General features: G+C 41.0%; 9 protein-coding genes and 7 tRNA genes. 8 read left to right on the top strand and 8 right to left on the bottom strand.

The annotated features are described in order from the left end of the window. The first annotated feature begins 65 nt into the window (after positions 1 to 65). The 8 genes from H5186_RS18425 (at position 66) to msrB (ending at position 9,241) form a co-directional block, all read left to right on the top strand. On the top strand, positions 66 to 797 hold the full coding sequence (locus H5186_RS18425) for an RNA methyltransferase (protein WP_149980702.1): 732 nt from the start codon (positions 66 to 68) through the stop codon (positions 795 to 797). Positions 798 to 877: 80 nt separating this feature from the next. Further along, entirely contained in the window at positions 878 to 4,273 is a 3,396-nt protein-coding gene (locus H5186_RS18420; protein WP_182794759.1) for a chromosome segregation SMC family protein, read from the top strand. 40 nt (positions 4,274 to 4,313) lie between these two features. After that, entirely contained in the window at positions 4,314 to 5,066 is a 753-nt protein-coding gene (zipA, locus tag H5186_RS18415) for a cell division protein ZipA (protein WP_149980700.1), read from the top strand. Between the two features lie 93 nt (positions 5,067 to 5,159). Further along, complete coding sequence (ligA, locus tag H5186_RS18410; RefSeq protein ID WP_149980699.1) at positions 5,160 to 7,181, top strand: NAD-dependent DNA ligase LigA; 2,022 nt, start codon at positions 5,160 to 5,162, stop codon at positions 7,179 to 7,181. Beyond that, positions 7,174 to 7,518: a DUF3392 family protein gene (locus tag H5186_RS18405; RefSeq protein WP_145240691.1), complete on the top strand. Its 345-nt coding sequence runs from the start codon at positions 7,174 to 7,176 to the stop codon at positions 7,516 to 7,518. The genes ligA and H5186_RS18405 overlap by 8 nt, the downstream gene beginning before the upstream one ends. Further along, positions 7,515 to 8,018 carry a DUF2919 domain-containing protein gene (locus H5186_RS18400; protein ID WP_149980698.1) on the top strand — a complete coding sequence of 168 codons (504 nt, stop codon included), beginning with the start codon at positions 7,515 to 7,517 and terminating at the stop codon, positions 8,016 to 8,018. The genes H5186_RS18405 and H5186_RS18400 overlap by 4 nt, the downstream gene beginning before the upstream one ends. Before the next feature lie 28 nt (positions 8,019 to 8,046). Further along, the gene (locus H5186_RS18395; protein ID WP_149980697.1) at positions 8,047 to 8,487 is read left to right on the top strand and encodes a hypothetical protein; all 441 of its coding nucleotides are present in this window, start codon (positions 8,047 to 8,049) and stop codon (positions 8,485 to 8,487) included. A 313-nt stretch (positions 8,488 to 8,800) separates the two neighbouring features. Continuing rightward, the gene (msrB, locus tag H5186_RS18390; RefSeq protein WP_182794758.1) at positions 8,801 to 9,241 is read left to right on the top strand and encodes a peptide-methionine (R)-S-oxide reductase MsrB; all 441 of its coding nucleotides are present in this window, start codon (positions 8,801 to 8,803) and stop codon (positions 9,239 to 9,241) included. A 156-nt stretch (positions 9,242 to 9,397) separates the two neighbouring features. Here msrB and H5186_RS18385 read toward each other — a convergent pair whose 3' ends face one another. The 8 genes from H5186_RS18385 to H5186_RS18350 form a co-directional block, all read right to left on the bottom strand. Beyond that, the gene (locus H5186_RS18385) at positions 9,398 to 11,059 is read right to left on the bottom strand and encodes a tetratricopeptide repeat-containing response regulator (RefSeq protein WP_182719191.1); all 1,662 of its coding nucleotides are present in this window, start codon (positions 11,057 to 11,059) and stop codon (positions 9,398 to 9,400) included. A 902-nt stretch (positions 11,060 to 11,961) separates the two neighbouring features. After that, positions 11,962 to 12,037: transfer RNA gene (locus H5186_RS18380), tRNA-Val, on the bottom strand. A gap of 19 nt (positions 12,038 to 12,056) precedes the next feature. Continuing rightward, positions 12,057 to 12,132 (bottom strand) — tRNA-Val (locus H5186_RS18375). 42 nt (positions 12,133 to 12,174) lie between these two features. Further along, positions 12,175 to 12,250 (bottom strand) — tRNA-Val (locus H5186_RS18370). A 19-nt stretch (positions 12,251 to 12,269) separates the two neighbouring features. After that, a tRNA-Val gene (locus H5186_RS18365) sits at positions 12,270 to 12,345 on the bottom strand. A gap of 35 nt (positions 12,346 to 12,380) precedes the next feature. Then, positions 12,381 to 12,456: transfer RNA gene (locus H5186_RS18360), tRNA-Val, on the bottom strand. Positions 12,457 to 12,628: 172 nt separating this feature from the next. Continuing rightward, a tRNA-Val gene (locus tag H5186_RS18355) sits at positions 12,629 to 12,704 on the bottom strand. 169 nt (positions 12,705 to 12,873) lie between these two features. Next, positions 12,874 to 12,949 (bottom strand) — tRNA-Val (locus H5186_RS18350). Between the last annotated feature and the right edge of the window lie 43 nt (positions 12,950 to 12,992).

Here is a 12,992-nt window from a genome sequence, read left to right as displayed (position 1 = left end):
TTTTTTCAAGTTCAGAACTCGATGTTAAATCTGCTATACTGTGCCCATCATTTTATGGGGCTGTTATGATTTCAAAAAACCAACTCAAGTTAATTCGTGCATTAGGTCAAAAAAAGTACCGAAAGCAACATAATCAATACCTTGTGCAAGGTGAAAAAAACGTACTTGAGTTATTGGCAAGTGGTTTAACAATTATTGATATATTTGCGACAGCAGCCTTTATTGCGCAGTTCCAGCAGCAGTTTACTCACGTAAACATGATTGAAGCCGATGAAGATGTGTTAACTAAAGCAAGTACTTTAGTGAGTAATAATGCAGCTATTGCGATAGTTGACATGCCAACAGCGAGTGCACCGCAGGCAAGCGGTTTAATCTTAGCCCTTGATGGCGTATCTGATCCAGGCAATTTAGGTACCATTATCAGAGTAGCTGATTGGTATGGGATCAAGCATATTGTCACCAGCACAGATAGTGCCGATGCTTATAACCCTAAAACTATTAGCGCCACTATGGGCTCGTTTGTTAGAGTCTCAGTGAGTCAAGTTGAGTTGCCTGCGTACTTAAGTGGTTTAAACTTACCTATTTATGGCGCTTTTTTAGATGGAAAAAGCGTGCATAAAACTCAATTTACAGGCCAAGGTGTTTTGTTAATGGGTAGTGAGTCTCATGGAATACGTCAAGCTTGCGCAGCATTGGTAACAGATAAAATAACCATCCCCGCTTTTGGTGGTGCAGAATCTCTCAATGTAGCCATGGCAACGGGTATTATTTTAGATAATTTTAAACGCCAAGCTTAATCCCTGTACTTACTTTTATCGTCAAGAACGGTTAAATTAAATACTCAAGCTATAACAATAACAATCGGTAAACCAATTAGATGCGTTTGAGCACCATAAAATTAGCGGGTTTTAAATCTTTTGTAGAGCCCACTAAAATTCCATTCCCAGATCAAATGACCTGTGTCGTTGGCCCAAACGGCTGCGGCAAGTCTAATGTCATCGATGCTGTGCGTTGGGTGCTTGGCGAAAGCTCTGCTAAAAATCTGCGTGGCGATGCCATGACCGATGTTATTTTTAATGGCTCAACCAATCGCAAACCTATTTCTCAAGCGTCGGTTGAGTTGATTTTTGATAATACCCAAGGGCACTTACCGAATACTTTTGCCGATCGAAATCAAGTGGCGATTAAACGTTTGGTAACACGCGACGGGCAATCGCTGTATTTTCTCAATGGCAGTAAATGCCGCAAACGAGATATTACCGATATATTTTTAGGCACAGGTCTTGGTCCGCGTAGTTATGCGATTATCGAGCAGGGCATGATCTCGCGTTTAATTGAGAGTAAACCGGCAGATTTACGGGTGTTTTTAGAAGAAGCAGCAGGCGTTTCAAAATACAAAGAGCGCCGTCGTGAAACGCAAACCCGGATCAAAAGTACCCGCGAAAACCTTGAACGCTTACTCGATGTTCGCCAAGAGCTGCAAGCACAAGTTGATAAACTGGCAGTACAGTCAGTTGAAGCAAAAAAATACCGCGGGTTAAAAACCCAAGAGCGCACTTTAAAAGGGCAACTAGCGGTCTTAAAATGGCAAAAGCTACATCAGCAACAAGTGACTAAAGCCGACACAATGGCCAAGCTGAATGAGCAAATTAGCTTTTTTAAAACTGCTCATTCAGGTCATGACGATGTACTAGCAAGCCTTGAAAACCAAGTGCAATTGCAACTTGAAAAACTCAATGATGCGCAGCAAGCCCAGCACCAAACGCACACTGAATTGACTCGTGCTGAGCAACAGCAAATAAACTTAAAACAACAACAACAAGCGTTTAGTCACAATCTGATCAAACAGCAACAGTTGCAGTTACAAAATCAGCAGCTGCAACAACAACAAAAAGACCATACTGATGAGCTACAAAATGCGTTACAAGAGGCAATTGAACATACTTTAATATGTACAGAACAAGTCACTGAGATGGCCGACGCGGTGGCACAGTTGCACAGTGCCAAGCAGCGCAGTGCTACTGATTGGCAACGAGTTAATGAGCAGTTTCAGGCTATTAATACGCAATATAGCAAGCAACAAAATATAGCAGATCAACAGCTGCAAAATTTGCACTATATTAAAAACCAGCAAACGGCATTAGAAAGCGAATTAATAGAGCTGGCAGAAAATCCAATTGCTGAACAAGTAGCGCAGCAGCAGCAGTTAATGCAGTCACTAACGCAAGAGTTAGCAGCAAAACAAACTGCCTTAAACAAAGTAAATAGTAATCATCAACAAGCTCAAACCGTGTTATGCACCTGCCAAGATGCACATCAAACACTAGCACAACAACAAAACGAGAATAAAGCCAAAATAGCAGGCTTGAATACAATACTCGCAGATACTCCAGCGCAAGGTAGTGGCGATGTTTTGGCACAGTTAGTTGTACGTACTGGATTTGAGCATGTGGTTGAACAAGCATTACAAGGGCTTGAACAATTAAATGTGTCATCTATAGCAACACCTAACGGAGTATGGCCAACTACCGACACCGCACCGCAAAGCTCATTAGCGGTGTTTATAGAGCAAGGGGTTTACCCTGATTTATTACATCGTATTAAGTATAAAAATGATTTTGAATATAATGATTTAGCGGATGAGTATTGGCTTGCAGTGATAGATCGCCAAGGTAATATTCAGGGTCGCAATTGGTATCAACAAGCCAGTAAAAGTGCAGAAAATTCGTTGCTGATCAAACATAAACAGTTGGCCGAAGCAACGCAGTTAGCATCTCAACTCAGTGACGAACTAGCTATACAAAGCAATAAGCTTACAGAACAACAGCGAGTCTGTGAGCAATTGAAGGCACAAAGCGAAGAGTTAAAAGCAGCGGTACATCAGCTTGCTCAACAAGTGGCCTCAGGAAGCACTCGTCGCGATATGCTCAAAGAGCAATTACAGCAGTTTCAGAATCAACAACATAAATTACAAGCGAAGCTACAGCAGTTAAACGTTGAACACACGAGCATAGAGAATAAAGTTTTTGAACAACAGCAACATATAGCAAGTGTGGCAAAACAGCGTGATGAAATAAGTGTTGCGCTTAATGATGCTCAAGTGCAGCAGCAACACACTGATGAGCAATATAAACAGGCAAACGCTCAGCTTGAACACTATAAAACGCTTGCCCATCAGGCGACACTAAGTGAGCAAAAAGCGCGCAGTGAATGCCAACTCAGTGACACTAAATTACAGCATGCAACGACCGCCAGCGAAACTGCCAGTGAAGCTGTCAGTGAGTTAACCGCGCAAATTGAAGAGTTGGTGATCCCATTAGAAGAGGTCGCAGAGCAAATAATATTATTGTTGGAACAACATCAACAAAGTGACATTGAACTCAAAAATTTGCAAAGTGCATTGACGGAAGCTAAAACAGCTCTTGTAGATAAACAAACAACGCTTAAAGCGTCGCAGGGAGAGCTGGTACTTTTACAAGAACAATTACAACAACTTGCCCTCGAAGAGCAGAGCTTATTAATTAAAGCACAGGCAGCTCTTGAACCTCTGGGTGAGTTACAGCAAAACTTGAAAGAAGTATTGGCACAGCTCCCTGAAAACGCCAATATAAACACTTATCAAGGACAGCTTAATAAAGTAGGACAAAGTTTAAGTGACTTGGGCGCGGTGAACTTAGCGGCGATTGATGAGTTTGAACAAGCGCAGCAGCGTAGCCAGTATTTAGATCGTCAAGTCGAGGATTTAAGCAAAGCATTGACGACACTTGAAGGTGCAATTGGAAAAATTGATCGCGAAACCAAAACGCGTTTTAAAATGACTTTTGATCAAGTAAATCACGATTTTGGTCAGTTATTTCCTAAAGTATTTGGCGGCGGCAGTGCATATCTTGAATTAACCAGTGATGACTTACTGGAAAGTGGTGTTAGTATAATGGCACGCCCACCGGGCAAGAAAAATTCAACAATTCACCTTTTAAGTGGTGGAGAAAAAGCGCTGACCGCATTATCATTGGTATTTTCAATATTCAGGCTCAATCCAGCTCCGTTCTGTATGCTGGATGAAGTTGATGCACCATTGGATGATGCGAATGTTGGGCGATTTTGCCGATTAGTGGAAGAAATGTCACAATCGGTGCAATTTATTTATATCAGTCATAATAAAATTGCCATGGAAATGGCTGGCAGGTTGACGGGTGTAACAATGGCTGAACCGGGCGTTTCGCGTGTGGTCGCTGTAGATATTGAACAAGCGGTGCAAATGGCACATGCATAAATATTAATATTTGAGTAGATAAATAATAAAAGGTGAGGGGATGGCCGAACAATTAAGATGGGTTTTAATCATTATCAGTGTAATTGTCATTGGTGGATTATTAATACATGGCCTATGGTCAGTTCGTAAAAAAGATGCACCCGTTGCGACTAATGATGAGCGGGTTGAGCCTGCAGATCAAGCGCCTACTGAGCGTCAAAGCGTAGCTGAGCCAGCATCTCATACTGAGCGTGATGAACCGCAGTTTGGGGATTTAAGTTTCAGTGCTGATGAAAAGCAACCACACTCTTTTGCAGCGTCAGATGACGAACCTGCCGCTGAGGTTGATGATGTGACTACTGCAACAGATGCAAGCGTAGAGGATGAAGCTGAGCAACCGGCTGCAAGTGATTTTATCATTGTGCATATTCAAATGCCTGAAGGCTTGAGTATGGAAGGCAGCAAATTATTGCCAGCAGTAAACACACTTGGCTTTAAGTACTCTGAAGAAGGCTTTTTTAATCGCCATTTAGATCCTGCTGGTCATGGTCCAGTGCTGTTTCGGTTAGTGAACATGTACAACCCTGGTACTTTTGACATAGATAATATGGAACAATTTAGCACCGCTGGAATTAGCTTGTTTATGACCTTGCCGTGTGATGGTGACGGGCTTGCTGCATTTAATATGTTGCACAGTGCGGCTAAAAAGTTAGCAGATGAATTTGGCGCCGTTATTTTAGACTCACAACGAGAAGAAATGACCGTTGATAGTGTGCGCAATTATGTTGAAAAAGTGAGACGCTTTTCAGCTTAATCACCTGCAATATACAGTTAATTAATTAAGAATTTTATAAGCCACTTGGCGATAACTCGTTTAAGTGGCTTTTTTATGTTTTTTGAGGTCAGTATGTCCACTTTAGTGTTAGCGCAAATAACGCAACTTCGTCAGCAGTTAGAAGATCACAATCATAATTATTATGTACTTGATAACCCAAGCATTCCTGATGCAGAGTATGACCGTTTATTACAACAATTAAGTGCGCTTGAGGTAGCAAATCCTGAGTACTTGAGTACTGATTCACCGACCCAGAAAGTAGGCGGTGCGGCGCTTGCTAAGTTTGAGCAAGTCACTCATCAAGTGCCGATGTTGTCACTTGATAACGCTTTTAGTGAAGAAGAGTTCAGCGCTTTTAATCGCCGCATTAAAGAACGTTTGATGGATAACAATGAGCTGACCTTTTGCTGTGAACCAAAACTTGACGGTTTAGCGGTGTCGATTTTATACCGTAATGGTGTGTTAGTGCAGGCGGCAACGCGTGGCGACGGGCACACCGGCGAAAATATTACCACTAACGTTAAAACGATTCGTAATGTACCGCTAAAATTACGTGGTGATGACTTTCCCGAGGAAATTGAAATTCGTGGTGAAGTGTTCATGGATAGCGCCGGATTTGACAAACTTAATGCTGAAGCCGAAAAGCGTGGCGACAAAGTATTTGTTAATCCACGTAATGCAGCCGCAGGCAGCTTGCGTCAACTCGATTCAAAGATCACCGCCAAGCGACCTTTGATGTTTTATGCCTACAGTATTGGCGTAGTAACAAATGGTGAATTACCAAGTGATCATTACCAGCAATTGGCTAAGCTAACTGACTGGGGGTTACCACTTTGCCCGGAAACAAAATTAGTCGAAGGCCAGCAAGCTGCTTTGGATTACTATCAAGATATACTTGAGCGCCGCAGCAGCTTAAAGTATGAAATTGATGGTGTGGTGATCAAAATAAATAACAAAGCACTACAAGAGCGGTTAGGTTTTGTAGCGCGAGCTCCGCGTTGGGCGATTGCGTATAAGTTTCCTGCGCAAGAAGAAATCACTCAGCTACTGGATGTTGAATTTCAGGTAGGGCGCACTGGCGCAATTACCCCTGTGGCTCGTTTAGAGCCGGTATTTGTTGGTGGTGTCACGGTTTCAAATGCAACGTTACACAATCGTGATGAAATAGAGCGTTTGGGTGTAAAAATTGGCGATACTGTGATCATTCGCCGTGCTGGTGATGTGATCCCACAAATTACTCAAGTGGTATTAGAGCGCCGTCCAACTGATGCCAAAGAGATTGAGTTTCCGGCTACTTGTCCAATTTGTGACTCCCATGTTGAACGCATTGAAGGCGAAGCCGTAGCGCGCTGTACAGGAGGCCTCGTGTGCCAAGCACAGCGTAAAGAAGCGATCAAACACTTTGCTTCACGCAAAGCACTCGATATCGATGGCCTTGGCGATAAAATTGTTGAACAGCTGGTGGACAGAGAGCTCATTAAAACGCCCGCAGACTTATTCATACTTAAACAAGGACATTTTGAATCGCTTGAGCGCATGGGGCCAAAATCGGCGAAAAACTTAGTAGCTGCACTTGATGATGCAAAACAAACGACGTTGGCCAAGTTTTTATACTCATTAGGTATTCGTGAAGTTGGTGAAGCGACGGCGCAAAATTTAGCTAATCACTTTTTAACGCTAGATAAAGTAACTGCGGCAACAACTGAAGCGTTAGTCGAAGTTAGTGATGTTGGGGAAATTGTAGCCAAGCATGTGCGTGGTTTTTTTGCTGAGCAACATAATTTAGATGTCGTAACTGCCTTGCTGGAGCAGGGTATTCATTGGCCAGAACTCACGCCGCCAAGTGAAGACTCACAACCGTTAGCAGGCTTAACCTATGTGTTAACGGGTACTTTGAACGAGCTTAATCGAAATGATGCAAAAGCACGCTTGCAGCAGTTAGGGGCGAAAGTTTCAGGTAGTGTATCAGCTAAAACCGATGCGTTAATAGCGGGTGAAAAAGCCGGTTCTAAGCTCACGAAAGCACAAGATTTAGGCATTGAAATACTGACCGAAGATGATTTAATTGCATTACTGGCGCAACATAATGGATAGCATTATTACGCTTTTTCAGGATTTAGCACTGACCTTTGGTCAGTGGCTAAAGCCTTACTTATATAATATCGCATTGTTACTGGTGGTGTGTTTGGTGTCTTTGTATGCAAATGAGATTATCAAAACCACGAAACGCTTTGTAGCAAGGCGCCACTTTATACTCAGAGTATGTGCATTTGTACTGGTAACCGGGTTTGGTTTTGGCTTGTTAGTAGTATTTGTCACTCCATTACTAAGCCAGTTACTGATGTTCTTTGGTGTGCGCTGGTTAGGTGTTACAGCCGTGGCAGCATTCATATTACTTGGCGTAGTAGCCGAGAGGAAAAACCAGTTATGAAGCGTTATGGACCAGAGTATTGGGACAAATATGGCACCTATCGCACTCCAATCGCGTTTCATTTGAGTTTACTGGTATTACTTCGTGCCTACTTTATTTGGATCATTGCGGCACTGAGCAGGCGTCCTGAGCTTGATTTAATGTCATTAGTGTTTAGATCTAAAGCTGACTTTTTCAGTGCATTGGCTATTGGTGCAATAGCCATTATTCCTGCCGTAATTTTTTGTTTGCGCAGGCCACAAAAAAGCGCAGACAGTGCAGCATGGTTAGCGCGAGTGTGGCGTTTTATGCGGTGGCCATTATTAGCATGTGCAGCGATAGATTTAAGCTGGCTGATTATTCAAGCCGCTCATAGTTATTATCAGTTTTCGATGTTTTTAGCGCTGCAAATGGTGACGGTATTGTGGGTATTATTATATTTAGCAAAAAGTCGTTATTTAACGGTGTTTTTTAATGATTGGCCCGATCCTGAAACCGATGAAAAAAGTGCAAGTAAGTAATTTAGGTTAACGTTGCAAGGAGTCTTTGATGCGTAAAATTAATCAATTACTGGCGCTGATCGTTGGCTGTTTCGGTATCGTGTTATTATTGTTGAGTGTATTTACCATGTTATTTCAGCAAGCGTGGTTTGTATTGTTAATAGCTGTATGGCTATTTGTATTTAGCTCATGCTGTTATCGGCTAACACCACTATTTAAAGCACGTAATAGCCTAGATAAGTTTATTCGACGCGAACAACAGCACCTTTTGGTCTTTACCCTTTCAGGTTTTTTTGACCGTACTCACGGCCCACAATGGCTGCTTATTGATAGTATCAAGGAAATACAGTGCCATGATGACCAATTCTTAATTCTCTCCAGCGAACAGCGTCAATGCTCAATAGGCTTACCGGCAACTAAAGCAGAGCTAACACAATACTTTAATACACTATTGACTGAAAATGAAAAAAAATTAATTACCATTGTATGAAACTAAATAGTGATCAACAGGGTATATATAGTATGTAACAGCAAATAGGCTTAGTAAGAAGCTGTCATTGGTGTACTGAAGCTATTTAGCTCACTAATAGGCGTTGAGTCTGTTGAGATGGCTGGTTTAACAGTGCAGATAAACGTAGCTAGTGAGTTTAAACATTCCCCTAGCCAGTACCAAAATTATTTTTCACCCCCTACAAAACCATTTTGTGCAGTGCGGATAAATCCAAGCTGACAATGTTATTAGCGCGATACCATGATAATGTGGATAGCAGTAAATTAACCCATCTTACTCAATGAGGTCAGTTATGTTGAATTGGAATGATATTCTAAACGTTGCCAATAAAGGCAATCCAGAGCCGAGCCGTAAAGTAGTAAAAACCGAGCAGCAATGGCGTGAAAAATTAACCGAAGAAGCCTTTTATGTGACTCGTAATAAAGGCACAGAGCGCCCACACAGCTCAGATAGCTGCACCTTGTTTGAACCTGGTAAGTACGCCTGTGTATGTTGTGATAACTTATTATTTGATGGTGATGAAAAATTTGATAGCGGCACTGGCTGGCCATCATTTACTCAACCCGCGCAACTAAACTCGATTGCTTACAATGGTGACAAGACCCATGGTATGCAAAGAATAGAAACTGTATGTAATGTATGTGATGCGCACTTAGGTCATGTATTCCCAGATGGACCAATGCCAAGTGGTCTGCGTTATTGTATAAACGCGGTCTCATTGAAGAAGGTGTAATTTATTAGCTCGTAATTGACAATAACCAATGCCTTACTGAATTTACATGATCCGATTCCAGTAAGGCTGGATTTTAAAAGTCATATCACCGCTTGTCAGCGATATTTTGAATTCCTCATTCTTATAAACAACACCTTATCTAAACTATTTATTATTCTATTTGGTTTTGCCTGGCTCTTCTAGATTAGCAAGTGTTAGCCCCATACTCGTTGCTTGTTGTACTATTTTATTAAAGCGTTGTTGCTGCTCGTTGTCTAATGTTGTCGTATTGAGTAACGCATAGCATTTTTTTGCCATCATTAGGTTTAACGTTTGGCCATTTTGCTTGGAACTATCAAATAGACACTGCAATAAATTTAAAGCAATACTTGGATTACGAGGCATTACTCTAAATGCTTGTGTGAATGCTTCAAGAGCGGTATTTAATTGACCACGGTTAAACTGTGTAACTGCATGGTTATTCAGCTCTTTAGGGCCCATTTTTATATCACGGCGTTCACTTTGTTGTTGTTGAATATAACGTAAATAAACAGCATCGCTCACTGTTGGATGACGTTCACAATGACTAATAATTTGGTTAAATAATGACTGTGCTTTGTGGTGAAACCCCAGTTCATGAAATGCCTTTGCTTTATCAAGTGCGCCGTCTACAGAGCGAATGTGGCTATCGTCATCGTCGAGCTGCTCAATCAACATTTTCGCTTTTTGATGCTCATCTTTCAAATAGTGTAAACGGGCATTTAAAACATCTATTTGCGCCTGATTGTGACTATTTGGAAATTGGCTTTTTAAATCAGCTAAGTATTTATTGGTTTGTCTTGAAATACGTTGAATCTGATCGCTTTGATCTGTTGTTAGTGCAAAATCAATACCCGCCCGTGCTGCATTTAAATATACGTCAGGGTGATCGTGAATCGAATGTTTGGCAAAGTTGGCGATGTCTTTTTGTGTAAGGTAATTTTTTTCATAATCATGATTTACCAGCGATACATGGCTAAGTGATTTTTGGCGTTCGATATTGCGTGGAGCTATATCAACGGCTTGGCTTAAAAAATCTTGCGCTAATTCAAATTGGTTTAATTTAATCTCCAGCTTACCAAGTAAATCGAGTGCGACTAATCGTGTTTCATGACGGAGCAGCATCGTTTTTAGCATTCTTTGCGCAAGAATATGCTCGTTATTCGCAATCAATGCTTCAACTAAACCTACCTTTGCCCATGTAAATTTTTGAATATCAAGAACTGATTTAAAGAAAGCTTTTGCGGTATCTGCTCGTTTTAAGCGAAGTAGGGCGTCACCTTTTAAACGCAATAATATTGCACTATAAGCATTGCCTTTTTCATCAAGCGCAGTATTGATTGCTTTTAGCGCTTTAGAGTCATTCCCATCGTCAATGAAATTATATATTGCTTGTAAATGATTTTTACGCAGCAAAATTCGTTCTATACGTGTTTTAAGATCATATATGGTGAATGGCTTGACTAAAAAGTCATCGGGTTGCAGTTCAAGCACGCTGTGTACCAAAGAACCACTGGTTTCAGCTGAAATAAAAATGAACCCAGTAGAGTTTTTTATTAAACGCTTAACGCGTAACTCTTCATATAGCTGATAGCCGTCTTGCTGCTTACTTAAATTAAAAGAGCAAACAATCAGATCAAACTGTTCACTGGTGCACTGCTCTTTAGCCGAATTTGCATGTTCAGCAAAGCGCAGCTGTCGAAAGCCAAGTTTTTCGAGCGACTGTTTCATATAGCTTTGAGCAAGAGGTTGCTCTTCAACTATAAGTATTTTTGCATTAGAAAAAATCTTTGCTGGCATTAGACTTGTGACCACATGAACGTATCAGAGACTATAATAAACAGTCTAGTCGCTGACAAGGGAATTTAAAATTTAATACCGCAGACTTCGTTTATTTGATCAGTTATGAATTTTCAAGCAGCTTGATTATCCAAATTTAGGTAGCGCTAGTTATTGCTTGAGGATTTTTATAGAGATAGGAGACCCTAGCTTTGTAAAGCGCCTAGGTTGATGCTTTTCAAACTTAATTATCCATCAAGGAACACATTAAAAGAGTTTCAGGTTTGGAAAAGAATTAGCGTATTTAGAGGCTTTTTGAATTTTATTTTTAACAGAATTACTAAGAGGTTTTATATGTGGTGGGTGATACTGGACTTGTACCAGTGACCCTCGCCATTATTTGTAAAGGGTGGCGATGCTCTTTTTTTTCAACTGAGCTAATTATCGATTAAAGAATATAACGTAAGGTTTGATTGAGGGTATTAAAAGGTTTTATATGTGGTGGGTGATTCTGGACTTGTACCAGTGACCCTCGCCATTATTTGTGAAGGGTGGCGATGCTCTTTTTTTCAACTGAGCTAATTATCGATTAAAGAATATAACGTAAGGTTTGATTGATGATATTAAGAGGTTTTATATGTGGTGGGTGATACTGGACTTGAACCAGTGATCCTCGCCATTATTTGTGAAGGGTGGCGATGCTTTTTTTTTAAACTGAGCTAATTATCGATTAAAGAATATAACGTAAGGTTTGATTGATGATATTAAAAGGTTGTATATGTGGTGGGTGATACTGGACTTGAACCAGTGATCCTCGCCATTATTTGTGAAGGGTGGCGATGCTCTTTCTTTTCAGCTGAGCTAATTATCGATTAAAGAATATAACGTAAGGTTTGATTGAGGGTTTTAAAAGGTTTTATATGTGGTGGGTGATACTGGACTTGAACCAGTGACCCTCGCCTTGTAAGGGCGATGCTCTCCCAACTGAGCTAATCACCCACATATAATTTTGATTAAATGGTGGGTCGTACTGGACTTGAACCAGTGACCCTCGCCTTGTAAGGGCGATGCTCTCCCAACTGAGCTAACGACCCCATATAATCAATTACTAAACTTTACGATAACCATTTTATAAATGGTGGGTCGTACTGGACTTGAACCAGTGACCCTCGCCTTGTAAGGGCGATGCTCTCCCAACTGAGCTAACGACCCGTAAAGTTTTATATCTAAATGGTGGGTGATACTGGACTTGAACCAGTGACCCTCGCCTTGTAAGGGCGATGCTCTCCCAACTGAGCTAATCACCCATTTAGATATCATGTAATATGCACCATTCTAAGAATGGTGGGTCGTACTGGACTTGAACCAGTGACCCTCGCCTTGTAAGGGCGATGCTCTCCCAACTGAGCTAACGACCCATATTACAAATTTAAAACGCTACTATTAAAATAAATAGTACTGGATTTTAACCAGTGAACCTCGCCGTTAGTTGTAAATAGCGGTGATGCTCTCTTTTCTTGTAACTGAGCTTGTGACCCATATTACAAATTTAAAACATGCAACTACTAATAAAATAACAGGTTTTATATGTGGTGGGTGATACTGGACTTGAACCAGTGACCCTCGCCTTGTAAGGGCGATGCTCTCCCAACTGAGCTAATCACCCACATATAAATTAAAACGCTACTATTAAAATAAATAGTACTGGACTTTAACCAGTGAACTTCGCCGTTACTTGTAAATAGCGGTGATGCTCTCTTTTTTCCAACTGAGCTTGTGACTCATATTACAAATTTAAAACATGCAACTACTAATATAATAACAGGTTCTATATGTGGTGGGTGATACTGGACTTGAACCAGTGACCCTCGCCTTGTAAGGGCGATGCTCTCCCAACTGAGCTAATCACCCACATATAAATTAAAACGCTACTATTAAAATAAATAGTACTGGA

The organism is Pseudoalteromonas sp. SG41-2 (genome assembly GCF_014164535.1).
GTDB classification, from domain to species: Bacteria; Pseudomonadota; Gammaproteobacteria; order Enterobacterales; family Alteromonadaceae; genus Pseudoalteromonas; species Pseudoalteromonas rhizosphaerae.
The sequence above is the reverse complement of the archived record's forward strand: the minus strand, read 5'-3'. Positions and strand labels throughout refer to the sequence as shown.